This is a genomic window from Streptomyces sp. NPDC058650 (assembly GCF_042717315.1).
Classification (GTDB): domain Bacteria; phylum Actinomycetota; class Actinomycetes; order Streptomycetales; family Streptomycetaceae; genus Streptomyces.
Map to the genome: position 1 here is coordinate 136,601 of NZ_JBHXRL010000002.1, position 24,188 is coordinate 160,788.

Annotated in this window: 23 protein-coding genes; 14 read left to right on the forward strand and 9 right to left on the reverse strand. The window is 71.5% G+C overall.

What is annotated here, in order from left to right:
• Together scy and mce are read right to left on the reverse strand one after the other, a co-directional pair.
• On the reverse strand, positions 1-3,115 hold a 3,115-nt coding region (scy, locus tag ACFWWU_RS04410; protein WP_384139559.1), incomplete at its 3' end, for a polarized growth protein Scy.
• A gap of 185 nt (positions 3,116-3,300) precedes the next feature.
• Positions 3,301-3,753, reverse strand: a complete 453-nt coding sequence (gene mce, locus ACFWWU_RS04415) for a methylmalonyl-CoA epimerase (RefSeq protein ID WP_024755277.1) — start codon at positions 3,751-3,753, stop codon at positions 3,301-3,303.
• Positions 3,754-3,891: 138 nt separating this feature from the next.
• Between mce and ACFWWU_RS04420 the strand changes: the two genes are divergently transcribed.
• Positions 3,892-5,094, forward strand: coding sequence for an acetyl-CoA C-acetyltransferase (locus ACFWWU_RS04420; RefSeq protein ID WP_384138786.1), 1,203 nt, complete (start codon positions 3,892-3,894; stop codon positions 5,092-5,094).
• 35 nt (positions 5,095-5,129) lie between these two features.
• On the forward strand, positions 5,130-6,086 hold the full coding sequence (gene meaB, locus ACFWWU_RS04425) for a methylmalonyl Co-A mutase-associated GTPase MeaB (protein WP_384138789.1): 957 nt from the start codon (positions 5,130-5,132) through the stop codon (positions 6,084-6,086).
• A 62-nt stretch (positions 6,087-6,148) separates the two neighbouring features.
• On the opposite strand, the gene ACFWWU_RS04430 is transcribed toward meaB, so the two are convergent.
• Positions 6,149-6,625 carry a MarR family winged helix-turn-helix transcriptional regulator gene (locus ACFWWU_RS04430; RefSeq protein ID WP_384138792.1) on the reverse strand — a complete coding sequence of 159 codons (477 nt, stop codon included), beginning with the start codon at positions 6,623-6,625 and terminating at the stop codon, positions 6,149-6,151.
• 290 nt (positions 6,626-6,915) lie between these two features.
• Between ACFWWU_RS04430 and ACFWWU_RS04435 the strand changes: the two genes are divergently transcribed.
• Positions 6,916-8,118, forward strand: coding sequence for an RNA-guided endonuclease InsQ/TnpB family protein (locus tag ACFWWU_RS04435; RefSeq protein WP_384138795.1), 1,203 nt, complete (start codon positions 6,916-6,918; stop codon positions 8,116-8,118).
• Positions 8,119-8,152: 34 nt separating this feature from the next.
• Here ACFWWU_RS04435 and ACFWWU_RS04440 read toward each other — a convergent pair whose 3' ends face one another.
• Genes ACFWWU_RS04440 through ACFWWU_RS04450 form a run of 3 tightly spaced genes read right to left on the reverse strand, consistent with a single transcriptional unit; the run spans position 8,153 to position 10,223 of the window.
• Positions 8,153-8,938 (reverse strand): AIM24 family protein, encoded by a 786-nt coding sequence (locus ACFWWU_RS04440; protein WP_384138798.1) that lies wholly within the window; start codon positions 8,936-8,938, stop codon positions 8,153-8,155.
• The gene (locus ACFWWU_RS04445) at positions 8,935-9,585 is read right to left on the reverse strand and encodes an AIM24 family protein (RefSeq protein ID WP_384138801.1); all 651 of its coding nucleotides are present in this window, start codon (positions 9,583-9,585) and stop codon (positions 8,935-8,937) included. The genes ACFWWU_RS04440 and ACFWWU_RS04445 overlap by 4 nt, the downstream gene beginning before the upstream one ends.
• Positions 9,585-10,223: an AIM24 family protein gene (locus ACFWWU_RS04450; RefSeq protein ID WP_384138803.1), complete on the reverse strand. Its 639-nt coding sequence runs from the start codon at positions 10,221-10,223 to the stop codon at positions 9,585-9,587. The genes ACFWWU_RS04445 and ACFWWU_RS04450 overlap by 1 nt, the downstream gene beginning before the upstream one ends.
• A 107-nt stretch (positions 10,224-10,330) precedes the next feature.
• Here ACFWWU_RS04450 and ACFWWU_RS04455 point away from each other — a divergent pair, with 107 nt between their 5' ends.
• The 7 genes from ACFWWU_RS04455 to ACFWWU_RS04485 all read left to right on the forward strand — a co-directional run bounded on the left by ACFWWU_RS04455 (position 10,331) and on the right by ACFWWU_RS04485 (position 17,094).
• Positions 10,331-10,684 carry a DUF3817 domain-containing protein gene (locus ACFWWU_RS04455; RefSeq protein ID WP_384138806.1) on the forward strand — a complete coding sequence of 118 codons (354 nt, stop codon included), beginning with the start codon at positions 10,331-10,333 and terminating at the stop codon, positions 10,682-10,684.
• Positions 10,681-10,974, forward strand: coding sequence for an MTH1187 family thiamine-binding protein (locus ACFWWU_RS04460; RefSeq protein WP_384138809.1), 294 nt, complete (start codon positions 10,681-10,683; stop codon positions 10,972-10,974). Before ACFWWU_RS04455 ends, ACFWWU_RS04460 begins: the two co-directional genes overlap by 4 nt.
• Before the next feature lie 155 nt (positions 10,975-11,129).
• A complete protein-coding gene (locus tag ACFWWU_RS04465) occupies positions 11,130-11,852 on the forward strand; it encodes a hypothetical protein (protein WP_384138812.1) in 723 nt (240 codons plus the stop codon).
• Positions 11,849-12,532: a DUF4166 domain-containing protein gene (locus tag ACFWWU_RS04470; RefSeq protein WP_384138815.1), complete on the forward strand. Its 684-nt coding sequence runs from the start codon at positions 11,849-11,851 to the stop codon at positions 12,530-12,532. The genes ACFWWU_RS04465 and ACFWWU_RS04470 overlap by 4 nt, the downstream gene beginning before the upstream one ends.
• Complete coding sequence (locus ACFWWU_RS04475; protein WP_384138817.1) at positions 12,529-13,224, forward strand: TetR/AcrR family transcriptional regulator; 696 nt, start codon at positions 12,529-12,531, stop codon at positions 13,222-13,224. Before ACFWWU_RS04470 ends, ACFWWU_RS04475 begins: the two co-directional genes overlap by 4 nt.
• A 90-nt stretch (positions 13,225-13,314) precedes the next feature.
• Positions 13,315-15,129: a glycosyltransferase family 2 protein gene (locus ACFWWU_RS04480; RefSeq protein ID WP_384138820.1), complete on the forward strand. Its 1,815-nt coding sequence runs from the start codon at positions 13,315-13,317 to the stop codon at positions 15,127-15,129.
• A 3-nt stretch (positions 15,130-15,132) separates the two neighbouring features.
• Positions 15,133-17,094 (forward strand): galactose oxidase-like domain-containing protein, encoded by a 1,962-nt coding sequence (locus tag ACFWWU_RS04485; RefSeq protein WP_384138823.1) that lies wholly within the window; start codon positions 15,133-15,135, stop codon positions 17,092-17,094.
• Positions 17,095-17,111: 17 nt separating this feature from the next.
• Here the strand turns inward: ACFWWU_RS04485 and ACFWWU_RS04490 are convergent, their stop codons facing one another.
• A complete protein-coding gene (locus ACFWWU_RS04490; RefSeq protein WP_384138826.1) occupies positions 17,112-18,140 on the reverse strand; it encodes a glycoside hydrolase family 6 protein in 1,029 nt (342 codons plus the stop codon).
• Positions 18,141-18,215: 75 nt separating this feature from the next.
• The gene (locus ACFWWU_RS04495) at positions 18,216-19,208 is read right to left on the reverse strand and encodes a DUF5937 family protein (RefSeq protein ID WP_384138829.1); all 993 of its coding nucleotides are present in this window, start codon (positions 19,206-19,208) and stop codon (positions 18,216-18,218) included.
• A gap of 163 nt (positions 19,209-19,371) precedes the next feature.
• On the opposite strand from ACFWWU_RS04495, the gene ACFWWU_RS04500 reads away from it, so the two are divergent.
• The 4 genes from ACFWWU_RS04500 (at position 19,372) to ACFWWU_RS04515 (ending at position 23,550) form a co-directional block, all read left to right on the forward strand.
• Positions 19,372-20,790 (forward strand): MFS transporter, encoded by a 1,419-nt coding sequence (locus ACFWWU_RS04500; RefSeq protein WP_384138831.1) that lies wholly within the window; start codon positions 19,372-19,374, stop codon positions 20,788-20,790.
• Between the two features lie 42 nt (positions 20,791-20,832).
• Positions 20,833-21,342, forward strand: a complete 510-nt coding sequence (locus tag ACFWWU_RS04505; RefSeq protein ID WP_384138834.1) for a MarR family winged helix-turn-helix transcriptional regulator — start codon at positions 20,833-20,835, stop codon at positions 21,340-21,342.
• An 89-nt stretch (positions 21,343-21,431) separates the two neighbouring features.
• Positions 21,432-21,764 carry a DUF3817 domain-containing protein gene (locus ACFWWU_RS04510; RefSeq protein WP_384138837.1) on the forward strand — a complete coding sequence of 111 codons (333 nt, stop codon included), beginning with the start codon at positions 21,432-21,434 and terminating at the stop codon, positions 21,762-21,764.
• 85 nt (positions 21,765-21,849) lie between these two features.
• Positions 21,850-23,550 carry a methylmalonyl-CoA mutase gene (locus ACFWWU_RS04515; RefSeq protein WP_384138839.1) on the forward strand — a complete coding sequence of 567 codons (1,701 nt, stop codon included), beginning with the start codon at positions 21,850-21,852 and terminating at the stop codon, positions 23,548-23,550.
• Between the two features lie 199 nt (positions 23,551-23,749).
• Here the strand turns inward: ACFWWU_RS04515 and ACFWWU_RS04520 are convergent, their stop codons facing one another.
• The gene (locus tag ACFWWU_RS04520) at positions 23,750-24,169 is read right to left on the reverse strand and encodes a PPOX class F420-dependent oxidoreductase (RefSeq protein ID WP_384139562.1); all 420 of its coding nucleotides are present in this window, start codon (positions 24,167-24,169) and stop codon (positions 23,750-23,752) included.
• Positions 24,170-24,188: the final 19 nt, after the last annotated feature.

A 24,188-nucleotide genomic window follows, 5' to 3' on the forward strand; every position in this document is an offset into this window, starting at 1 on the left:
GGACCTGCTCGCTGTCGGCGATCGCCGCGCTCCGCAGCGCCTCCGCGTGCGCCTCCCCGTCGGCCTTGACCTGCTCGGCCTCGGTACGGAGCCGCCGCGCGTCCTGCTCGGTGCTCTCCAGGAGTTCGGCGGCCTCGGTGGTGAGCCGCTCGGCCTCCGCCGTCGCCTCGGCGGTGACGCGCCGGGCCTCCGCGATCGCCTCGGCGGTGAGCCGCTCGGCCTCGCTCGTCGCCTCCGCCATGAGCGCGTCGGCCTGCTCCGCGGCGTCGGAACGGCGCTTGTCGGCGGACTTGCGGGCCTCGTCGAGAGCCTGCTCCGCCTCGGCGCCGATCCGGTCCGCCTCCGCGCGCGCCTCGCCGACCACCGTCTCGGCCTTCTCGGCGGCCTCCGAACGGATCCGGTTCGCGTCGTCCCGGGCGTCCGCCCGCGTACGGGCCGCGTCCTGCTCCGCCGAGGCGAGCGAGTCCGTCACCTCGGTCCGTACCCGCTGCGCGTACTCCGCGGTGTCCGCCCGCAGCTTCTCCGACTCGGCGATCGCGTCCCCGACCGTCCGATCGGCCAGCGCCTTCGCGGCCTCCGACTCCTCCTGGGCGCGCGCCCGGGTGCGGGAGGCGTCCTCGGACGCCCGCTCCCGCTCCTCGTACGCGTCGGCCCGGACCCGGTCCGCCTCCTCCTGCGCCTCGGTACGCGTCCGTTCGGCCGCGTGCTCGGCGGCGCTGCGCAGCCCGGCGATCTCCTCCTCGGCCTGCTCCCGCAGCCCGGCCACCGAGTCCCGCACCTCCTGGGCGGTCTGCTCGGCGGCGGTGACCATCTCGGTCGCCCGCGCGTCCGCCTCCTCGACCAGGCGCTGCGCCTCGGTCTGGGCGTCCTCGACGCGCTTGCGGGCGGCGGCGAGCAGTTCCTCGGACTGCTCACGGGCGAGCTCGCGCTCGCGGCCGGCCTCGGAGCGGGCCGACTCCAGCGTCTCCTCGGCCTCGCGGCGGCGCCGGTTGGCCTCCTCCTGCGCGGCGGCCAGTGCCTCGGCGGCCTCGGCTGCGACCCGCTCGGCGGCGGCCGCGGCCTCCGCCCGCACCCGGTCGGCGGTCTCCTGCGCCTCCGACTTCAGGCGCTCGGCCTCCTCGCCGGCCTCCGTGCGGAGCCGTACGGCGGCGGTCTCGGCCTCCGCGCGGGCGGTGGAGGCGTCGGCCGACGCCTCGGTCCGCAGCCGCTCGGCCTCCTGCTCGGCCTGCTCCTGGAGCGTACGGATGCGCTCGGCGGCCTCCGCGCGGAGCCGCTCCGTCTCCTCGGCGGTCTCGCGCCGGATCCGCTCGCTCTCGGCGCGGGCGTCGGTCAGCTCCTGCCCGGCCGCCGCCACCTTCGTCTCGGCGTCGGTGTGCAGCCGGGTCAGCTCCTCGGCGGCCTCGGCGCGGCGGGCCTCGGCGGCCCGCTCGGCGTCCGCGCGCAGCCCGGCGGCGGCCTGCTCGGCCGCGTCCTTGACCGACTCGGCCTGCTCCTCGGATTCGGCGCGCAGCCGCTCGGCCTCGGCGCGGGTGCGCTCCAGGGTCTCCTCGGCCTGCGCGCGGAGCGTCTGGGCGCGCTCCACGGCCTCCGACTTGACCCGCTCGCTCTCGGCGCCGGCCTTGGTGCGGAGCTCCTCGGCGTCCGTACGGGCCTTGGTGAGCAGCTCCTCGGCGGTGCCGGCCGCCTCCTCGATCTGCTGGAGGGCCTCGCGCCGGGCCTCGCCGCGGATCCGCTCGCCCTCCGCGATGGCCTCGGCGCGCAGCTGCTCGGCCTCGCCGCGCAGCCGGCGGGCCTCCTCCTGGAGCTCGACCGTCTTGGCGCGGTACTCCTTGGTGTCGTCCTTCGCCGAACCGAGCAGTTCGTCGGCCTGCTCCTCGGCGCGGGTCCGCAGCCGGTCCATCTCGGCCTCGGCCTCGCGGCGGATCCGCTCGGCCTCCTCGGAGGCCTTGCGGGTGGTCTCGCGGGCGTCGTCGGACGCCTTGGTGAGGATCTCCTCGGCGCTGCGCGCGGCCTTGGCGAGCGCGGCGGCGGAGTCCTCCGCCACGGCCGTACGGGCCTTCTCGGCGGCCTCCGAGAGCAGCTTCTCCGACTCGGCGGTCGCCTCGCGGAGCTTCTCCTCGGCCTCGGCCTTCAGGGCCTCGGCGTCCTTGGTGGCCTCGCCGACGAGCCGGGCGATCTCCGCCTTGGCCGTGCGGGTGCGCTGCTCGTTGACGGACTCCGCGGAGGCGAGCTGCTTGGCGGCGGCGTCCTTGGCCTCCGTGAGGGCCTTCTCGGCCTCGGCACGGGCCAGTCGGAGCTTCTCCTCGGCCTCCTGCATGCGCTGCTCGGCGGCGCGGGAGAGCTCGGTGGCCTGGCGGCGGGCCTGGTCCGTCTCGGCGGTGGTCGTCGAGCGGAGCTGCTCGGCGTGGCTCGTGGCCTCCTGGGCCTGGCTGGAGGCGGCGCCGAGGAGCCGCTCGGCGTCCCTGCGGGCGCGCAGCAGGATCGCTTCGGCCTCGGCGCGCGCGGACTCGGCCTCGGCGCCGACGCGGCGGCTGGTCTCCTCGGCGAGCCGGGTGGCCTCGGCGCGGGCCGCGGCGAGCGACTGCTCGGCCTCGGCGCGGGACTCCTCCAGCAGGCGGCGGGCCTGGGACTCCGTACGGGCGCGCAGCTGCTCGGCCCAGGCGACGTTCTCGTTGACGTGCGCCTCGACGGTCTGCCGGCGCTCGTTGAGCTCCTGGTCCAGCTGCTGGCGGCGCTGGACCGCTTCGTTGTGCAGCTCGGCCTGGAGCCGGGACTGGTGCTCGGCGTGCTCCTGGAGGATGCGCTGCGTCTGGGCGCGGGCCTCGCGCAGCTCGCGCTCGGCGTCCTGGCGGAGCTGTTCGGCCTGCGCCTGCGCGTTGCGCAGCAGCTGCTCGGCCTGGTATCCGATGTCCGCGCTGTCGTACGCGGGTCGGGACGCGATGGTGCGGCGCGCCTCGTGGAGCTTGGCACGCAAGACCTCGACCTGGTAACCGAGGTCCTCGGCGTGCTGGACGGCCTTCTCCCGCTCGGTCTTCAGCCGGTCCATCTCGGCTTCGAACCGGGCGAGATGGTCGTCTTCAGCTCGGTGGCTCTCCTGGCGTTCGTAGCCCCGCACTGCGCGGTCCATCCGTCCCCTGGTCGCAACACTCCAACGAGCACCGTCCTCACCGACGAGGACGGACCCCCGGGGAATCGTGGCAGATCGGACGACCCCGACATCCCGACTTCGGTGCCACGTGGAGCAGCCCCGACCGGCCCCGGCCCGGAGCCGCCCACTCTACCGGGCCAGGAATCCGGAGGTCAGTGCTCCGCTGAGGAGTGGTCAGCGGACGGCTTCGCCGAGGTGACCAGTTCCGTGAGCACGCCGTGGCAGTCCTTGGGGTGCAGGAAGGTGATGCGGGAGCCCATCGAGCCGATGCGCGGCTCGTCGTAGAGGACGCGGACGCCCTTCTCGCGGATGTCCGCGGCGTCGCCGTCGACGTCCGCGGTGCCGAAGGCGATGTGGTGCACGCCCTCGCCGTTCTTGGCGAGCCACTTGCCCACCGCCGAGTCCTCCCGGGTCGGCTCCAGGAGCTGGAGGTAGGAGGCCCCGCCGTCGGAGGTCTCGTTGATCTTGAGCATGGCCTCGCGGACGCCCTGCTCCTCGTTGACCTCGGTGTGGAACACCTCGAATCCGTACGTCGCACGGTAGAACTCGACAGTCTTGTCGAGGTCGAAACAGGCGATCCCGATGTGGTCGATTCGCGTCAGCATGCCCCCTAGTCCATCGCCAGGAAGGCGGTTACGCAACGTGCGCGCGATCACACCGGCTGCCCGGTGACCGCGAAGCGCGCCCCTCAGTACATTGGCGGTAAACCCTCGTTCACTCCTCATCCCTAGGGGCCGTGCCTCATGTCTGGAACGACCGGTACCACCTCAGTGATCGTCGCGGGCGCCCGCACGCCCATGGGTCGCCTCCTCGGCTCGCTCAAGTCCTTCTCGGGCGCGGACCTCGGCGGCTTCGCGATCAAGGCCGCCCTCGACCGTGCGGGCATCGGCGGCGACCAGGTGCAGTACGTGATCATGGGCCAGGTGCTCCAGGCGGGCGCCGGGCAGATCCCCGCACGCCAGGCCGCCGTCAAGGCCGGCATCCCGATGAGCGTCCCGGCCCTCACCATCAACAAGGTGTGTCTGTCGGGTCTCGACGCGATCGCCCTCGCGGACCAGCTGATCCGCGCGGGTGAGTTCGACGTGGTCGTCGCCGGCGGCCAGGAGTCGATGACCAACGCCCCGCACCTGCTGCCGAAGTCCCGCGAGGGCTACAAGTACGGCGCGATCGAGATGCTCGACGCGATGGCGTACGACGGCCTCACCGACGCCTTCGAGAACATCGCCATGGGCGAGTCCACGGAGAAGCACAACACCCGCCTGGGCATCAAGCGCCCCGAGCAGGACGAGATCGCCGCCCTCTCGCACCAGCGCGCCGCCGCCGCGCAGAAGAACGGCATCTTCGAGGCCGAGATCACCCCGATCGAGATCCCGCAGCGCAAGGGCGAGCCGGTCGTCTTCTCCAAGGACGAGGGCATCCGCGCCGAGACCACCGCCGAGTCCCTCGGCAAGCTCCGCCCGGCCTTCGCGAAGGACGGCACCATCACCGCCGGTACCTCCTCGCAGATCTCCGACGGCGCCGCCGCCGTGGTCGTGATGAGCAAGGCCAAGGCCCAGGAGCTGGGCCTGGACTGGATCGCCGAGATCGGTGCCCACGGCAACGTGGCCGGCCCGGACAACTCGCTCCAGTCGCAGCCGTCCAACGCGATCCTGCACGCCCTGAAGAAGGACGGCCTGACCGTCGACGACCTCGACCTGATCGAGATCAACGAGGCGTTCGCCGCGGTCGCCGTCCAGTCAATGAAGGACCTCGGCGTCACCCCCGAGAAGGTGAACGTCAACGGCGGCGCCATCGCCCTTGGCCACCCCATCGGCATGTCCGGCGCCCGTGTGGTGCTGCACCTCGCCCTGGAGCTCAAGCGGCGCGGCGGCGGCATCGGCGCGGCGGCCCTCTGCGGCGGCGGCGGCCAGGGCGACGCGCTGATCGTCCGCGTCGCCGGCAAGTAACCGGCAAGTAATCCGGCACCTAAGGAGCAGTGCAGATGGTGGACGTCCCCGCACTCGTCGCCCAGGCGCGCGAGGGCAGGCCGCGGGCCGTGGCCCGGCTGATCTCGCTCGTGGAGGGGGCGTCCCCGCATCTGCGCGAGGTGATGGCGGCGCTCGCGCCGCTGACCGGCAACGCCTACGTGGTGGGCCTGACGGGCTCGCCCGGCGTCGGCAAGTCCACGTCGACCTCCGCGCTCGTCTCCGCGTACCGGAAGGCGGGCAAGCGGGTCGGCGTCCTGGCCGTCGACCCGTCCTCCCCGTTCAGCGGGGGAGCGCTGCTCGGCGACCGGGTCCGGATGTCCGAGCACGCCTCCGACCCGGGCGTCTACATCCGCTCCATGGCCACCCGCGGCCACCTGGGCGGTCTCGCCTGGTCGGCGCCGCAGGCCATCCGCGTCCTGGACGCGGCGGGCTGCGAGGTGATCCTCGTGGAGACGGTCGGCGTCGGGCAGTCCGAGGTCGAGATCGCCTCCCAGGCCGACACCTCGGTCGTCCTCCTCGCGCCGGGCATGGGCGACGGGATCCAGGCCGCGAAGGCGGGCATCCTGGAGATCGGCGACCTGTACGTGGTGAACAAGGCCGACCGGGACGGCGCGGACGCCACCGCCCGGGAACTCAACCACATGCTGGGCCTGGGCGAGGCACGCTCCGCCGGTGACTGGCGGCCGCCGATCGTCAAGACGGTCGCGGCGCGCGGCGAGGGCATCGACGAGGTCGTGGAGGCCCTGGAGAAGCACCGCGCGTGGATGGAGGAGCACGGGGTGCTGGCGGACCGCCGCCGGTCCCGTGCCGCCCGCGAGGTCGAGACGATCACCATCACGGCCCTGCGCGAGCGCATCGGCGACCTGCACGGCGACCGGCGCCTGGACGCGCTGGCGGAGCGGATCGTCGCGGGCGAGCTCGACCCGTACGCGGCCTCCGACGAACTGGTCGCGAGCCTGACGGGCAACTGAGCGGTACGTGAAAGGGCCTCCCCGAATCGCCGGGGAGGCCCTTTCGCGTACTCACGTGTCGGCTACGGCTTGCCGCGGCGCCCGCGCAGCTGCTCCGCGATCGGCTTCAGGGACTCGTGGAGGTCACCGAGGGCCTCGGAGCCCATCTGGTCGATGAAGTGCCTGCGCACCGAGTCGACGTGGTGCGGGGCGACCTTGCGCATGGTCTCCATGCCGTCGTCCGTGAGGACGGCGTACAGCCCGCGCCGGTCGGACTCGCAGTTCTCGCGCCGTACGAGTCCGGCGTTCTCCATCCGGGTGATCTGGTGGGAGAGCCGGCTCTTCGACTGGAGGGTGGCCGCGGCGAGGTCGCTCATGCGCAGCCGGCGGTCCGCCGACTCCGAGAGGTTCACCAGGATCTCGTAGTCGTTCATCGTCAGGCCGAAGGGCTGGAGATCCCTCTCCAGCTGGTGCATCAACATCCTGTTGACGTCCAGGAACGTGCGCCACGCACACTGCTCGCCGTCGGTGAGCCACGGGGTGGCCGTCTCGGTCTCCATGTATGGATTCTACCTAAGAAGTTGAATACTTGACGAAGCCTGGGGGTGTGACGCCCGGCACCGGCGCAGACGATCGCGCCGAGCACCGGCGCAGACGTTCGAGGGCGTCACACTCCGCAGACTACCGCTCACGCTGTGGGGAGAGGTCTTCCCTGCCTGCGGTGGGCTGGAATCCGCCTACCGACGGGTGGTCGATCCCGAAAGCCGGATTTCACGCCGACTCGTCACCTGTTCGAGTGGTTCGGGCAGAACCACGGCTCGCGGATCGATCTCGGCCCTACCGTGACGCCATGGGGGAAAGAAGGGGAGACGTAGCCGCCGGGCATGCCCGGTACACCTACCGCCTGAGGGTGTCGTCGGGAGCGCTTGCCGCGCTGCTCGATGAGTGGAACCGATGCCGTTGGGTGTGGAACGAGTGCGTGGCCTCCTCGCGTGCTGCACACAAGGCAAAAAAGGCCTGTGGCCCCGCGCGCCTGGACAAGATGCTGACCGGTTGGCGGGGGGAGCACGAGTGGCTGCGTGCGGGTGGTTCGGTGCCGCAGCAGCAGATCATTCGGGACTTCGCCACGGCGCGCACGAAGGCATTGAGCGACATCAAGGCCCGGCGGCCGATGTCGCAGCGGGCGGGGATGCCCCGGTTCAAGAAGAGGGACTTCGCCGATCCAACGCTCAACTACACGCGGCGCGGCTTTCGTTTGAGGGACGGTCGACTCCACCTCGCAGGTGGGATCGTCCTGACGGTGGTGTGGTCCCGAGACCTCCCGGACCAGCCATCCAGCGTCCGTGTCCACCGGGACCGCCTCGGTCACTGGTATGCCTCGTTCGTTGTGAGGGTCCAGGCGCAGCCGCTACCTGAAACCGCCCGGTGTATCGGAATCGACTGGGGAGTGCGGGAGACCGCGACGACCACGAGCGACGACCACGACCTTTCCCCTCTCGAGTACGGGAAGAAGTCCGCCGCGAAGCTCGCCAGGTATCAGCGGATGATGGCCCGGAGGAAACCCGTACGTGGCCAGGCCGGTTCCCAGGGCTATCGCAAGGCGAAGCGGCAGGCCGCGAAGGTCTACAAGAAGATCGCCCGGCAGCGACAGGACATGGCGCGCAAGTGGGCCAAGCGCGTCGTGACGCACTTCGACCGGATCGCCGTCGAGGACTTCAGGCCGAAATTCCTCGCGAAGTCCACCATGGCCCGGAAGGCCGCCGACGCGGCGATCGCCGCGACCAAGCACGAACTGATCAACATGGCGCGTAAGCACGGCCGGGACCTGCGGCTCGTGCGCCCCGCACACACCACGATGGACTGCGGCACTTGCGGAGCGAGAGCCAAGCACGCACTCCCGCTGTCTGAGCGTACCTATACCTGCACCACGTGCGGAGCCTCGTCCCCCAGGGACAAGAACTCCGCACGTGTGATGCTTGTCCGGGCAGGTCTGGCCCCGGCCGGTGCTGATCGCGGAAGACCCGTGGCCCCGCCGGGGCGTCGGGCAGCGTGAGCCGGAATCCTTCTGCCCTGGGGCAGAGGGGCAGTCAAAGCCCGAAGCGACGCTGGAGGTCGCCGAGCTGGCCGGGAAGGCGCGGTGCCGAACCGGGTACGGCTTGGCCGGAACCGTGTGCTCCGTGACCGCCCGGCACACCCGCCTGCGCGGGCGGTCCGCCGATCGCCCGGTCCGGCATGAGCAGCTCCGTCGACTGGAGCAGGACCGTGCCCGCGCCCATGAACTCGAACTGGTGCTCCTCGCCCGAGGTGCCGCCGATCCCCGTCAGGGCCCGTACGCCGCCCATCACGCCCGTCATGTAGCCGTGGTCGTAGTGGTGGCACGGCGAGGGGCAGTCCGCCCAGCCGACCAGCGCCTGCGGGTCCACCCGCATCGGCGGCTCCATGAAGACCACCGGGCCGTTCGACGCGGCCACGAACTTGCCCGTGCCGATCAGCGTCACGAAGCCCGGCACGATCGACTGCTTCAGCGCCAGCGTGGGCTGATAGGCGAGGAGATTGCCCGAACGGATCGTCAGGTTGCCCTGGTCCAGGTCGAACGAGTTCACGTCGAAGGCCCGGTCCGCGAGCAGCATCTTCCCGCTGCCCTCCGCGACCACCCAGTCGCTCGCGTGCAGCGGCGAGTGGAACGACGTACGGACCAGCCGGTCGAGCCGCCCGTGCCCGATGCCGTTGAACTCGATCCGCCCGTAGTAGGCGATCATCTTGCCCTTCTGCAGGAACCACTGGGAGCCCTTGAGCTCCACGCAGAAGGTGTACGGGTTCACGTTGTCGTCCGACGGAAGCGTCGTCGGGTCGTGGATCACCGGGGTGCTCACAGCTTCTCCTCCGAGGCCTGGACGTACACCGCGCCGCTGCCGCTCAGCTCCAGCTGGAACGCCTCGCCCGAGCCGCGCCCCACCATGTCGCGCCAGCCCAGAGCCGTGGAGAGCTTGTTCCGTACGTCGCCGTGGTGCGCCACGTACGCCTGCGGGTCCACGTGCACCGGGCGGCCTGGGGTGATGGGCAGCTCGATGACCCCGCCGTGCGCCATGACGGCCACCGAGCCGTGGCCCTTGAGGGTGGTGGTGAAGAGGCCCTGGCCGGTCACCTGACCGCGGACCATGCCCATGACCCCGCCCTGCGAGCCCATGAACATCGTGCCCTGCTCCAGGGTGCCGTCGAAGGCGAGGAGCCGGTCGGCCTCGACGTACAGGGTGTCGCCCGTCAGCGCGATCACCTGGATGTGGTGGCCGCCGTGCCCGAACATCACCGTGCCGTTGCCCTCGACGCTCATCAGCGGCGTCGCCTCGCCGGCCACGCGGCGGCCGATCATCGACATCACGCCGCCCTGACCGCCCGCCGTGTTCGGCGTGAAAGTGACGTCGCCGCGGTACGCGAGCATCGCCCCGCGCTGACTGAACATCCGCTGCCCGGGGATGACGGTCGCCTCGACCATCTTCGCGTTGATCTCGCGGAACGGCATCAGACGTCGCCCCCGATCGTGTTCCGCTCGCTCGGCTGGACGTACACGAGGCCGTCCCCTTCGAAGCGGATCTGAAAGGCCTCGCCGCCGCCCTCGCCCATGAGGGTGCGGAAGGTCACACCGGACTGGAAGTGCTGCTGGAGGTTGCCCTGGTGGGCGATGTACGCGCCGGGGTCGACCTGGAGCGGGTACTGCGGGGTCACCCGCAGCACGACCGCCGGGCCGTCGGACATGATCGCCGCCTGGCCCGTGCCCTCGACGGTCGTCGTGAAGAGACCGTTGCCGGTCGCGCCGCCGCGCATCCCCGTGAAGCTGGTGCCGGTGCGCAGCCCCGCGTCGGTGCAGAGCAGATTGCTCGCCTCGACCCAGAGCTTCTCGCCGTGCAGGGACACGAGGTTGATCTCGGAGGCCCGGTCGGCGAACCAGCAGGTCCCCTGGCCGCGTACCTCCATCACCTCCATCTGCTCACCGGTGAGCCGGCGGGTCACCATGCCACGCAGACCCTCACCGCCACCGCTCATCTTCTTGAACGCCATCTGGCCGTCGTAGGCGACCATCGAGCCGTTCTTCGCCTTGACGGCGTCGCCGGTCATGGAGACCGCGAGCACCTTGCTGCCCTGGAGTCGGAACGTTGCCACCCGCTGACGGTACTGGGGACCCGGATAAAGAGACAGCAAAGTGGACGTGCACAATGGACGGGCCCTTGTGCATCCGTTCACAAGATCGAACGAAGGTGACCCCCTCCGTGGACATCAAGACCGCTTCCTCCCTCCACCGGCTCCGGCTCGTCTCCGCGCCGGAGGCCGTCTCGTTCCTGCTTCTGCTCGTCTGCTCGGTGCTCAAGCGGACGACGGACTTCAACGCGGTGCCGGTCATGGGCGCGGTCCACGGCGTGCTGTTCATCCTCTACGTCCTCTTCTGGCTGGACGCCTGGAACCGCACCAAGTGGAGCTTCGGCACCGCCGCGCTCTACTTCGTCCTCTCGGTGCTGCCCCTGGGCGGCTTCTACGCCGAGCGCAAGCTGAAGCGCGAGGCCGCCGACGCGGTCGCCGCCTCCCGCGCCCGCGCGGAGAGCGCCGAGGGCGCGGTGCAGGCGTGATCGTCGCGTTCTCGGTCACCCCGCTGGGGGTGGGGGAGGAGGTCGGCGAGTACGTCGCCGACGCCGTCCGGGTCGTCCGCGAGTCCGGTCTCCCGAACCGCACCGACGCCATGTTCACGTCCATCGAGGGTGAGTGGGACGAGGTGATGGACGTCGTGAAGCGTGCCGTCGCCGCCGTCGAGGCCCGCGCGCCGCGCGTCTCGGTCGTCCTGAAGGCCGACATCCGGCCGGGTGTGACGGACGGTCTGACCTCGAAGGTCGACACGGTGGAGCGCCACCTCGGCGCCTGACGCCGAAGCGAGACAGCCGAGACCCCCGGTCCTGATCCAGGGCCGGGGGTTTCTTGTCGTCACATGGTTGAGCGAGTGCTCAACATCGGCTACCTTCACTCGCGGGGCAGTTTTGAGCGGTCGCTCAAGATGCCGGATGAGCTGGGGGGACGCCAATGGGTCTCTACATCGAGACGCGGGTGTGCGTGGACCTGGAGACGCTCTGGGAGCGCACGCAGGAACCCGCCCGTCATCAGCGCTGGGACCTGAGGTTCACGGAGATCTCCTACCTCCCGCGCGCCGAGGGCGAGCCGCAGCACTTCCGGTACGCGACCCGCGTCCTGCCCTTCCTGGCCGTCGCCGGCACCGGTGTCTCCGCGGGGGAGCGCCACCGGGTCGGCGGCGACCGGGTCTCCGCCCTCCGCTTCTCCTCGTCCCACCCGCTGTCGCTCCTCGCCGAGGGCAGCGGCTACTGGCGGTACGTCCCCACGCCCGACGGCGTCCGCTTCCTCACCGGCTACGACTACCGGCCCCGCTGGGGCCGTCTCGGCCGCGTCGCCGACCGGCTCGTCTTCCGGCCCCTCGTGGGCTGGGCCACCGCCTGGTCCTTCGACCGGCTGCGGCTCTGGTGCGAGTCGGGCGTCACTCCTGAGCATTCCCGGAATCGCTGGCTCCGCGAAACCGCCGCCCGGCTGCTGCTCGTGGCGGTGCCGTGCGCGGTCGCCTCCCTGCCGCTCGGCGCGCTGTCGCTCGCCGCCGTGCCGCTCACCGCCCTCGGGCTCGCCACCGCCGTCCTCGTACCGCCCTCGTCCCGTACCCCCGCGGCCCGCCGCTGTCTGCGCGTCCCGCCCGCCCGTACTCGGGAGCCCCGGCTCCTCGCCGCTCTGGAGCAGCCGTGACCTCGATCTTCCGCACCGTCATGGGGGACGCCGCCTTCGAGCGGCTCCACCCGGAGCTCCAGCGGCGCTTCTCGGTGGGGCTCGCGAGCGGGGAGCTGTGCGTCGGGCGGGGCGTCATGGACCGGGTCTGGCACGGCCGCGCCTTCGTGAAGCCGTTCCTCGCGGTCGGCGGGCTGCGCAACATCCTGCTGCCCCGCACCGGCCGCGACGTCCCCTTCGTCATCGAGAACGTGCCGTACGCCGACTCGTACGGACGCGAGACCGTCACCTTCGTCCGGACCTTCGCCCTGCCCGGCGGCCCGCGGCGCTTCGACGCCACCATGGTCCACAGTCCCGAGCGGGGCTGCGTCCTCGACTACCTCGGCACCCACCAGCACCTCGCCAGCGATCTGCACCCGACCGCCGAACCCGACGGCTCGCTGCTCATCACCTCCGGCGAACACCGCTTCAGGGAAGGGCCGTTGGACGTGCGTGTCCCTGAACTCGTCGGGGGGCGGGCCGAGGTCCGCGAGTCCTTCGACGAGCGCACCGGCCGCTTCCGCATCAACGTCCGGGTGGTGAACCGGTACTTCGGGCCGCTCTTCGGGTACGAGGGATCCTTCACCGCCGAGTACGCCGACGTAGGCTCCCACGGGGTGCGCGCGGGGCTGCGCCCGGTGCGCGAGGAGGTACGGGCGTGAGTGGGGAGGCAGTGATCGGGAAGGTCGCCGTCGGCGTGAAGGGGCAGGACGCCCGGAGTCAGGAGACCCGGGAGAAGCTGCTCGAAGGCGCTCTGCGCACCCTCGTCGAACAGGGCATCGCCAAGGCCTCCGCGCGGGCGATCGCGACCACCGCCGGGGTCAACCAGGCCCTGGTCTTCTATCACTTCGGCTCCGTCGACGAGCTGCTCTCCGCCGCCTGCCGGCACGGCGCGGAACTGCGGGTCGCCCGCCATCGCGAGCGGCTCCGCTCCGTCGGCAGCCTCTCCGAGCTGCTCGCCTTCGGGCGCGAGATGCATGCCGAGGAGCGGGACGCCGGGCACGTCGCCGTCCTCGGCCAGCTGCTCGCCGGGGCCCAGGCACACCCCCGGCTCGCCCCGGCCACCGTCGCCGGGCTCGATCTGTGGATCGCCGAGATCGAGCAGGTCCTCGTCCGGGTCCTCGCGGGGACGCCGTTCGACGGGTTCACCGACCCCGCCGGGCTCGCCCGCGCGGTCGCCGCCTCCTTCGTCGGCCTCGAACTGTACGAGGGCGTCGACCCGGCCGGCGCGGAGGCCGCGCTCACCGCCCTGGAGCAGCTCGGTGCCCTGATGGCCGCCGTCGAGGAGCTGAACCCGGTCGCCCGGAAGGCCGTCACGTACACACTGCGTCGGCAGAGCGGTCGCGGCCGGTAAGAACGCCCACTCGGACTACTCCAGTCGACACGCCGAACGAAGTCCCCTTTTGTTGGGGTATCGACCCGTTCGACGACAGCTGGAGGCACCGTGCGGCCGGGAGGCTACGACTACGACACCTACAGCCGACTCGCCGGTCCGCTGACGGAACCGGACACGGCGGCCTACACGGTGCAGTACCGAAGTCTGCTCTCGAAGGAGCCGCACCGAACACGAGCCGTCCTGCTCATGTGCCTCGCACCGCTCCTGTCGGCGCTGCTCCTCGCCTATCTCGTCTGGCCGAGCCACTGGACCGTCCGCGAGGGCGGCGACCGCTGGCTCGTCCACCTCGACACCGTGATGCTCGTGTCGATCGGTCTCATCTGCTTCTTCATGCTGGTGAACGTCACGTCGATCGCCCACGCCACCATGGTCGCCCGCGACCCGATACCCGTCCGCGCCGAGCCGGGCACCCGCGTCGCCTTCCTCACCACGTACGTCCCGGGCAAGGAACCGCTCTCCATGGTCCGCGGCACCCTCGAAGGCGCCGTCCGGCTGCGGCACGACGGGCCGCTGGACGTCTGGCTCCTCGACGAGGGCGACTCCGCCGACGCCAAGGCGCTCTGCGCCGAGCTCGGCGTACGCCACTTCACCCGCGCCGGCGTCCCCGAGTGGAACCGCGAGAAGGGCGTGCACAAGGCGAAGACCAAGCACGGCAACTACAACGCCTGGCTCGCCATGCACGGAGACGACTACGACTTCTTCGCCTCCGTCGACACCGACCACATACCGCTCCCCAACTTCCTGGAGCGGATGCTCGGCTACTTCCGCGACCCCGACATCGCGTTCGTCGTCGGACCGCAGGTGTACGGCAACTACACCAACATCGTCACCAAGGCCGCCGAGTCGCAGCAGTTCCTCTTCCACGCCCTCATCCAGCGGGCCGGAAACCGCTACCGCGCGCCCATGTTCGTCGGCACGAACAACGTCGTCCGGATCTCCGCCCTCAAGCAGATCGGCGGCCTGTACGACTCCATCACCGAGGACATGGCCACCGGCTTCGAACTGCACCGCAGGAAGAACCCGCGCACCGGCCACTTCTGGCGCTCCGTCTACACCCCCGACGTGCTCGCCGTCGGCGAGGGACCGGCTTCCTGGACCGACTTCTTCACCCAGCAGCTGCGCTGGTCCCGTGGCACGTACGAGACGATCGTCAAGCAGTTCTGGAAGGCGCCCTTCCGTACTCCGCCGGGCCGCTTCCTCAACTACACGCTGATGCTCGTCTACTACCCGATGACGGCGGTCAACTGGTTCGTGGGCATCCTCAGCGGCGTCCTCTACCTCTGGTTCGGCGCCTCCGGCACCCAGGTCTCCACCTCGGTGTGGCTGATGATCTACAGCGACGCCGTCGCCCTCCAGATCGGGCTCTACCTCTGGAACCGGCGGCACAACGTCTCGCCCCACGAACCCGAGGGCTCCGGCGGCCTCGCGGGCATGGCGATGTCCGCGCTCTCCGCGCCCATCTACCTCAAGTCCCTCGGCTCGGCGGTCCTGCGCACCCGCGGCCGCTTCGTCGTCACCCCCAAGGGCGGCGAGGCCAGCCCCGACCGGATCGCCACCTTCCGCATCCACCTCTACTGGGCGGTGATCCTCATCGCCTCGCTCGCGGCTTCCGTCCACTACGGCCACACCCACGCGGCCATGCGCACCTGGGCGTCCCTCGCCCTCGTCATCGCCCTGGCCCCCGTCACCCTCTGGGCGTGGACGACGGTACGGGCCCGGCGCGTGCAGCGTGTCCGGGACCGCGCGAGGGCCCGCGCCCGCAGCCGCGGCCTCGCCGACGCCCGCGAAGCGGTCACCGTCCTCCCGACCGCCATCCCGCCCACGTCCGCTGCCCCGGCCCCGACGACGACCGGAGGGAACTGAGCCATGGCCTACCGGCCGTCGAAGAAGTTCAAGAAGACCCTGCTCGGCAGCGGGGCCGTCCTGGTCCTCGCCGCGCTCAACGCCCCCGCCGCCGTCTCCTTCGCGGAGGAGAAGTACCACGCGTACAAGATCGCCCAGCCCGGCTACAAGAAGGAGTTCGGCTCCTGGGCGGAGGTGGACGTCCCCGAGGAGTACCGCGTCAACGCCATCCACGCGGCCCTCCTGCACACCGGGAAGGTGCTGCTGATCGCCGGTTCGGGCAACGACCAGAAGAACTTCGACGCCGGGACCTTCGAGACCATCCTCTGGGACCCCGCGAAGAACACCTTCAAGAAGATCCCCACCCCCGTCGACTTCTTCTGCTCCGGTCACACGCAGCTCGCCGACGGACGGCTGCTCGTCGCCGGCGGCACCGCCCGCTACGAGGTCCTCGAAGGCGGGGTCGAGAAGGCCGGCGGCGGCATGCGGGTCAAGAACGAGAGCCCCGACAAGGCGGTCACCCTCAAGAAGGGCACCGTCTTCCGCTCCCCGTCCGGGGTCGAGTACGTCTCCAAGTTCGACGTCACCGTCCCCAAGGCCAAGCGCGAGTTCGAGATCTCGTACTTCAAGAGCGGCCAGATGAAGCCGTGGAAGACCAAGGTCACGGCGGCGGAGGCGCGGGTCTTCGTCGAGGCGCGGAAGGCGGGCCCGCAGGCCCTCACCACCGAGGCCGCGCAGTACGAGGTCGTCGGCCTCAAGGGCGAGGCGGCCGACGACGTCTACGGGCTCGCGCAGAAGCTCACCACCGAGAAGCAGGACTTCCAGGGCATCAAGGGCGCCTACGAGTTCGACCCCCGGGCCGAGAAGTACATCCCGGTGGCGCCCATGAAGGACGCCCGCTGGTACCCCACCCTCGTCACCCTCGACGACGGCAAGGTCCTCGCCGTCTCCGGGCTCAACGACGTCGGCGACGTCGTCCCCGGCGACAACGAGATCTACGACCCGAAGACCAAGAAGTGGTCCAAGGGCCCCTTCCGCTACTTCCCCACCTACCCGTCCCTCTTCCTCACCCAGGGCGGCAAGCTCCTCTACACCGGCTCCAACGCCGGCTACGGCCCCGCCGAGAAGGGCCGCGAACCCGGCCTGTGGGACCTGAAGAAGAACGCCTTCACCAAGCTCGGCGGGCTCACCGACCCCGACCAGCTGGAGACCTCCGCCTCGCTGATGCTGCCGCCCGCCCAGAACCAGAAGGTCATGGTCCTCGGCGGCGGCGGGGTCGGCGAGTCCCCGAAGTCCACCGCCCGCACCTCGATCGTCGACCTCTCCAAGGACAGTCCCGCCTTCACCGACGGGCCCGCGCTCCCGCAGGGCACCCGCTACCTCAGCAGCGTCCTGCTGCCCGACGACACCGTCTTCACCAGCGGCGGATCCGAGCAGTACCGGGGCCGCAGCGGCAGCGACATCCTCAAGGCGCAGTTCTACGACCCGAGGACCAACGCCTTCACCGAGGCCGCGGCACCCACCATCGGCCGCAACTACCACTCCGAGGCGCTGCTGCTCCCCGACGGCCGGGTCGCGACCTTCGGCTCCGACCCGCTCTTCGACGACAAGGACAACACCAAGCTCGGTACGTTCGAGCAGCGCATCGAGGTCTTCACCCCGCCCTACCTCCACCAGGCGGGCACCGACCGGCCCGCCCTGGGGGAGGGCCCGCAGGAGCTCGACCAGAACGGCCGCGCCACCTTCAGGACCACCGACGCCGGGCGGATCGTCAAGGCCCGGCTGATGCGGCCCAGCGCCGTCACCCACACGACGGACGTCGAACAGCGCTCGGTGGAGCTCGGCCTGACGAAGGGGCAGGACGGGAAGACGGTCACCGTCGACGTACCGCAGGACCGCACGCTCGTGCCGCCCGGCTGGTACATGCTCTTCGTGACGGACGCGAACGGCATCCCGAGCGAGGCGAAGTGGATCCAGGTCGAGTGAGCGGAGTGGTCGGGTGACTACGCCTTGGCGCGGCGGGCGAGGCCCAGGGCGTACTCCGGCCACCACGTCCCGGCGGCCGGTCCGCCCCGGCACTGGCCGTCCGAGTCGCCGGGGCGCTTGATCCACAGATAGGCGTCGACCAGCTCGTCCCCGGTCCGGTCCGTCGGCGGTACGCCGAGGGCCCGCCCCGGCGGATTGCACCAGGCCTCCGCCCGGTCACCGGGGAGGGGGCCGTCGCCGTTGCGGCTGGTGTCCACCGTGAAGTGGGCGCCGCCGAGCAGCCCCGACAGCGTCGAGCCGAAGCCCTTCACGGTGTCGTTCGTCTGGAAGTTGGAGACGTTGAGCGAGAAGCCGTCGGCGCGGGCGATGCCCGCCCGGCGCAGCGGCTCCACCAGCTTGCCCGGGTCGTCGATCCACGCCGGATTGCCCGCGTCCAGGTAGACCCTTGTGTGCGGCTGCCGCTTGAGCCGCTCGATCGCCTCGGCGAGCAGCCCGTAGCGCTCGTCGTGGTACTGCGCCGGGGTGCAGCCGTCCACGATGTGCGGCACCGCGTCCGGCTCCAGGACGACGATCGCTGGCGAGTCGCCGATCGCGGAGGCGAAGGAGTCGACCCAGTTCCGGTAGGCCTGCGCGTCGCGCGAGCCGCCCGCCGAGTACATCCCGCAGTCGCGGTGGGGGATGTTGTACGCGACGAAGACCGGGGTCCTGCCCTCGGCCGCCGCGCCCCTGACCGCGCGCGTGACCTCGGGGACGGGGTCGTCCCCGGCCGGCCAGTCCGCGACCGGCCGCTCCGCGATCCGCTTCAGGATCTCGGCGTCCTCGGTCCTGCCCTGCGCCTCGTACGTCCTGACCTGCTTCGCCGCGTCGCTCTCCGGGTCGACCCAGAAGGGCGAACCGGCGGAGGGGGCCGGCGCCTCGCCCGAGGCCTCACCGGCCGCGGAGGGCGGGCCGACCGGCGTCTTCGAGGGCTCGTCCCCGGAGCATCCGGTCAGGAGCAGCGCGGAGACGAGGGTCAGGGCGGCGGCGGTGACGGTGCGGCGGGACATCCGGCCCCCAGGGTCGGGTACGTCGGGCGGACGGGTACGGGGTTCAGGACAATCGGCGCCATCGTGACATGACGGTCAGTCGGTTCCGGGCTGCGACACCGCGATCCCGAGGGGCGTCCGCTCGTACAGCACCTGGTGGCCGTACCGCCGGGAGGCGAGCAGCCCCGCGTCCCGCAGCACCGACAGATGCGTGGAGACGGTGGAGGGCGCCCGGCCGAGGAGATGGGCCAGCGCCGTCGTTCCCATCGGCTCCGTCAGCGTGCACAGCACGTCCGCCCGCACCGGTCCGAGGAGGCGTCCGAGGGCCTCCGGAGTGCGCTCCCGGGGCTCGGCCCACAGCCCGCCGATCCCGCGCGCCGGATACGCCACGGTCGGCTGCCACGGCGGATCGAAGCCGCTCACCACGTCGGGCCAGGTGAAGACCGACGGCATGAGGACGAGCCCCTGCCCGTCCAGCGGACGGTCGTGCTCCCCGGCGTAGGCGACCTGGAGGGTGGCGGTCTCGGCGGCCCAGGCGAAGGCCGGGTGCAGCTCGCCCAGGAGCCGTTCGAGCCCGCCCTCCGCGAGCCGGCGCGAGTGGTACGCGACGTCCGCCTCCAGGAGCGCCCGCAGCCGGGGCCACTCGGGAGCGATCAGCGCCTCCCAGGCCGCCTCCAGGAGGACGGTCAGCCGCCGCACCCCGTCGGCCGGATCGGCGAGCAGCCGCCGGCCCTCCTCCGTACCGGCCGCCCCCGGGGTCTCGGCGAGCGCCCGCTCGAAGTCGACGAGCGCGAGGGCCGGGTCGGTCTCCCGTACCGCGGCGATCTCCTCGTCGAAGGTGGCGACGGGCCCGAGCGGCGGCGGATAGAGGAAGTCCGGGCTGTGCCCGCGGAGCGGCATGAGGAGCTGGAGCGGCCCGAGGTCGAGATCCCGCGCGGCGCCCGCGATCCGCCGCAGCCACGGCAGGTGGTAGCTCTGCTTCCCGGGCCGTGCGAGGACCCGCACGGCGGAGTGCGTCTCCCAGAGCGGCGAGATCGCGAACCGGATCCGCAACGGGTCGGCCTCGCCGAAGCGCAGGTGGTACGGCACGGGGGGCCTCTCGCCGAACGGGGAACGCCGGAACGCCGGAACGCCGGAGCGCCGGAGCGCCGGAACGTCGGAACGCCGGAACGCCGAGACGCCGAGACGCCGGAACATTCGTGTGGAGCCGAAAGTCTAGGGCGGGGACGCCGGTCGACGGCACGCTGCGACCATGCCGAAGCCCGCCTCCCGGGGCACCCCTGTGCCCGCCACCTCCGCACCCGCCACCTCCGCACCCGCCACCTCCGTGCCCGTCGCCCCTGCGCCCGTCACCCCTGTGCTCACCACCCCTGTGCTCACCACCTCTGCGCCCACCACCTCTGCACCCGTCACCGGCGCCCCCGCCACCCCCGCGCCCTCCGCCCAGCCCCCCGCCGGCGTGCCCGTCGTCCCGGCCGACCGGCCCGGGTACCGGGCCGTGTTCCGGGTGCGGGAGTTCCGGTTCGTCTTCGTGGCGCACCTCTTCTCGCTCCTCGGGGTCGTCGTCAGCGAGCTGGCCCTCACCGTGCTCGTCTACGACCTCACCCGCTCCCCGCTCCTCTCCTCCCTCACCTTCGCCCTCGGCTTCCTCCCCTACCTCCTCGGCGGCACCCTCCTCGCCGGTCTCACCGACCGCCTCCCGCCCCGCCGGATCCTCGTCGTCTGCGACCTCGTCTGCGCCGCCTGCGTCGCCGTGATGGTCGTCCCCGCGACCCCCGTCGCCGTCCTGCTCGCCCTGCGCTGCGCCATCGCCGTCGTCTCGCCCGTCTTCAACGGCACCCGGATGGCGACCCTCGCCGACATCCTCGGCGAGGGCGACCTCTTCGTCCTCGGCCGCTCCCTCCTGCGGATCGTCTCGCAGAGCGCCCTGCTCACCGGCTTCGCCGTCGGCGGCGTCCTCCTCACCGTCGTCCCGCCGCGCGGCGCCCTCGCCGTCACCGCCGTCACCTTCCTCGTCTCGGCGCTGCTGCTCCGGCTCGGCACCGTGCGGCGCCCGGCGCGCGCCGCCGGGAAGGCGGCCGCGAGCGGGCTCTCCGGCACCTGGGCGGTCCTGCGGAACCGGCGCGTGCGCGCCCTGATGCTGATGTTCTGGGTGCCGCCGCTCTTCGCCGTCGTACCGGAGGCGCTCGCCGCCCCCTACGCCGACGAGATCGGGGTCTCCACCGCCGCCGTCGGCCTCCTCATGTGCGCGCTGCCGGTCGGCACGATCGCGGGCGAGCTGTTCGCCGGTTCGTTCCTCTCCGCCGCGACCCGCTCCCGGATCGTGCTCCCGCTCGCGGTGACGGGCGTCCTCCCGTACCTCCTGTACGCCGCCGAGCCCGGCGTCGCCCTCGCGGTCGTCGCGCTCGTCCTGGCGGGCGCCACCGGCGCGTACACCCTCGGTCTCGACGCCTGGTTCGTCGTCGCCGTCCCCGAGGAGCAGCGGGGGAGGGCCATGACCCTGATGACGGCGGGCATGATGACCGTCCAGGGCATCGGCATGGCGGGCGCCGGGATCGCGGCCGAGTTCGCCCCGGTGCACACGGTCGTCGCGGGCACGGGCGTGGTCGGCACGGTCTGTCTCCTCGCCGCGGCGGCGGAGCTCAAGGCCTCCGGGGCGACCGAGAAATGAGACGGGGCTGACCGCCCATTGGCCCATGGGTAAGGTCGACGCGTGCCGAAGCCGCTCAGTCTCCCCTTCGACCCCATCGCCCGCGCCGACGAACTCTGGCAGAGGCGCTGGGGCCCGGTCCCCTCGATGGCCGCGATCACCTCGATCATGCGCGCCCAGCAGATCCTCCTCGCGGAGGTCGACGCCGTCGTCAAGCCGTACGGGCTGACCTTCGCGCGGTACGAGGCCCTGGTCCTGCTCACCTTCTCCAAGGCGGGCGAGCTGCCGATGTCCAAGATCGGCGAGCGGCTGATGGTGCACCCCACCTCGGTGACGAACACGGTGGACCGGCTCGTGAAGTCCGGTCTCGTCGACAAGCGCCCGAACCCCAACGACGGCCGGGGCACCCTCGCGACCATCACCGAGAAGGGGCGCGAGGTGGTCGAGTCCGCGACCCGCGACTTGATGGAGATGGAGTTCGGGCTCAGTGCGTACGACGCCGAGGAATGCGGCGAGATCTTCGCGATGCTGCGCCCGCTGCGGGTGAGCGCGCACGATTTCGACGAGAGCTGATCCGCGCCTTCGACGAGGGCCGACCCGCGCGTTCGACGAGGGCCGACCCGCGCGAAGATCGCCCGGAACGTGCCGTTACGCTCGACGGCATGAAATCCAGCGTGCTGACCCGTTACCGCGTCATGGCCTACGTGACCGCCGTCATGCTGCTCGTGCTGTGCACCTGCATGATCTTCAAGTACGGGTTCGACATGGGCGAGGACGTGACCTTCGCGGTCTCCCAGACCCACGGCGTCCTCTACATCATCTACCTGGTCTTCGCCTTCGACCTGGGCTCCAAGGCCAAGTGGCCGTTCGGCAAGCTCCTGTGGGTGCTGCTCTCCGGGACGATTCCCTTCGCCGCCTTCTTCGTCGAGCGCAAGGTCGTCCGCGAGACGTCGCCGCTGGTCACGGGCGCTTCCCCGGCCGCAGTCAAGGCCTGACGGGGACGGGTCGGGTACCGCCGTACGCATGCGTACGGCGGTCTCCCATCGACATTTACTAGGACGTCCTAGTAAATTCGAGTGCATGGACGCTCACGCCATCGAGGAAGGCCGCCGTCGCTGGCAGGCCCGTTACGACAAGGCCCGCAAGCGGGACGCCGACTTCACCACGCTCTCCGGCGACGCCGTGGAGCCCGTCTACGGGCCCCGGCCCGGCGACACCTACGAGGGGTTCGAGCGGATCGGCTGGCCCGGCGAGTACCCCTACACCCGGGGACTCCACGCGACCGGCTACCGGGGCCGGACCTGGACCATCCGCCAGTTCGCGGGCTTCGGCAACGCCGAGCAGACCAACGAGCGGTACAAGATGATCCTGGAGGCCGGCGGCGGCGGCCTCTCCGTCGCCTTCGACATGCCGACCCTCATGGGCCGCGACTCCGACGACCCGAAGGCGCTCGGCGAGGTCGGCCACTGCGGTGTCGCCATCGACTCCGCCGCCGACATGGAGGTCCTCTTCAAGGACATCCCGCTCGGCGACGTCACCACCTCGATGACGATCTCCGGGCCCGCCGTGCCCGTCTTCTGCATGTACCTGGTCGCCGCCGAGCGCCAGGGTGTCGACCCGGCCCTGCTCAACGGCACGCTCCAGACCGACATCTTCAAGGAGTACATCGCGCAGAAGGAGTGGCTCTTCGAGCCCGAGCCCCATCTGCGCCTCATCGGCGACCTGATGGAGCACTGCGCGCAGGGCATCCCCGCGTACAAGCCGCTCTCCGTCTCCGGCTACCACATCCGCGAGGCCGGGGCGACGGCCGCGCAGGAGCTCGCGTACACCCTCGCCGACGGCTTCGGCTACGTGGAGCTGGGTCTCTCGCGCGGCCTCGACGTCGACGTCTTCGCCCCCGGCCTCTCCTTCTTCTTCGACGCGCACCTCGACTTCTTCGAGGAGATCGCCAAGTTCCGCGCGGCCCGCCGGATCTGGGCGCGCTGGATGAAGGAGGTCTACGGCGCCAAGACCGACAAGGCGCAGTGGCTCCGCTTCCACACCCAGACCGCCGGTGTCTCCCTCACCGCCCAGCAGCCGTACAACAACGTCGTCCGTACGGCGGTCGAGGCCCTCTCCGCCGTCCTCGGCGGCACGAACTCCCTCCACACCAACGCCCTGGACGAGACGCTCGCGCTGCCCAGCGCGCAGGCCGCCGAGATCGCGCTCCGCACGCAGCAGGTGCTGATGGAGGAGACGGGCGTGGCCAACGTGGCCGACCCGCTGGGCGGCTCCTGGTACGTCGAGCAGCTCACCGACCGCATCGAGGCCGACGCCGAGAGGATCTTCGACCAGATCAAGGAGCGCGGCCGCCGCGCCCACCCGGACGGGCAGCACCCGATCGGGCCGATGACCTCGGGCATCCTGCGCGGGATCGAGGACGGCTGGTTCACCGGCGAGATCGCCGAGTCCGCCTTCCAGTACCAGCAGTCCCTGGAGAAGGGCGAGAAGCGGGTCGTCGGCGTCAACTGCGCCCACGGCTCCGTCACCGGCGACCTGGAGATCCTGCGGGTCAGCCACGAGGTCGAGTGGGAGCAGGTCCGGGTCCTCGGCGAGCGCAAGGCGCGCCGCGACGACGCCAAGGTCCGCGCTTCGCTCGACGCGATGCTCGCGGCGGCCCGGGACGGCTCGAACATGATCGTCCCGATGCTGGAGGCCGTACGCGCCGAGGCCACCCTCGGCGAGATCTGCGACGCCCTGCGCGACGAGTGGGGCATCTACACGGAGCCCCCGGGCTTCTGAGCCGCCGGGCTTCCGGGCCGCCGGGCTTCCGGGCCGCCGGGCTTCCGGGCCTCCGGGCCTCCGAGGCGCCGGGCTTCCGAGCCCCCGGCCTTCCGAGCCTCCGGCCTTCCCGGCCTCCGGGCCTCTGAGGCACCGATACGACGACAAGGGCGGTACGGGAATCCCCGTACCGCCCTTGTCGTTCGCCGCGAGACCTGACTTACTTCGCGGCCGTGCCCAGGATCTTCGTCGGGGTGATCCGGACCACCACCCGGACCTCCTCCGGCGGCAGCTCCAGGTACTCCTGGCCGGCGCCCTCGCCCTCGTAGCTCTCCGCGAGCGCGACGGCCAGCGCGCGGCCGGTGTCCTCGGAGACCGTCGCCGTACCCCGTATCTCCGCGTAGAGGAGCGCGTCGCGGCGGTCGTGGACGGTGAGGCTGACCCGGGCGTCGGCCCGGATGTTCTTGATCTTGCGGCGGCCGTCCTGGCTGGAGATCAGCAGGTCGTCGCCGTCGCGGCCGACCCACACGACCGAGGTCTGCGGGGAGCCGTCGGGCTGGATCGTGGCCAGCACGGCAGGGTTGACGTCGTCGAGCAGGGCGCGGACGGAGTCCGTGAGGTGAGTCGTCACGGCGGTCAGGGTAGGGGTCGGCCGGTGG

What these genes read in the sequence shown, in the direction of transcription:
- ACFWWU_RS04445 (WP_384138801.1), bottom strand. Translation starts at nt 9,585, where the DNA reads ATGCCGTTCCGCGAGATCAACGCGAAGATGGTCGAGGCGACCGTCATC.
- ACFWWU_RS04465 (WP_384138812.1), top strand. Translation starts at nt 11,130, where the DNA reads ATGGGTCTCTACATCGAGACGCGGGTGTGCGTGGACCTGGAGACGCTC.
- meaB (WP_384138789.1), top strand. Translation starts at nt 5,130, where the DNA reads ATGGTGGACGTCCCCGCACTCGTCGCCCAGGCGCGCGAGGGCAGGCCG.
- mce (WP_024755277.1), bottom strand. Translation starts at nt 3,753, where the DNA reads ATGCTGACGCGAATCGACCACATCGGGATCGCCTGTTTCGACCTCGAC.
- ACFWWU_RS04430 (WP_384138792.1), bottom strand. Translation starts at nt 6,625, where the DNA reads ATGGAGACCGAGACGGCCACCCCGTGGCTCACCGACGGCGAGCAGTGT.
- ACFWWU_RS04515 (WP_384138839.1), top strand. Translation starts at nt 21,850, where the DNA reads ATGGACGCTCACGCCATCGAGGAAGGCCGCCGTCGCTGGCAGGCCCGT.
- ACFWWU_RS04510 (WP_384138837.1), top strand. Translation starts at nt 21,432, where the DNA reads ATGAAATCCAGCGTGCTGACCCGTTACCGCGTCATGGCCTACGTGACC.
- ACFWWU_RS04485 (WP_384138823.1), top strand. Translation starts at nt 15,133, where the DNA reads ATGGCCTACCGGCCGTCGAAGAAGTTCAAGAAGACCCTGCTCGGCAGC.
- ACFWWU_RS04435 (WP_384138795.1), top strand. Translation starts at nt 6,916, where the DNA reads ATGGGGGAAAGAAGGGGAGACGTAGCCGCCGGGCATGCCCGGTACACC.
- ACFWWU_RS04420 (WP_384138786.1), top strand. Translation starts at nt 3,892, where the DNA reads ATGTCTGGAACGACCGGTACCACCTCAGTGATCGTCGCGGGCGCCCGC.
- ACFWWU_RS04490 (WP_384138826.1), bottom strand. Translation starts at nt 18,140, where the DNA reads ATGTCCCGCCGCACCGTCACCGCCGCCGCCCTGACCCTCGTCTCCGCG.
- ACFWWU_RS04500 (WP_384138831.1), top strand. Translation starts at nt 19,372, where the DNA reads ATGCCGAAGCCCGCCTCCCGGGGCACCCCTGTGCCCGCCACCTCCGCA.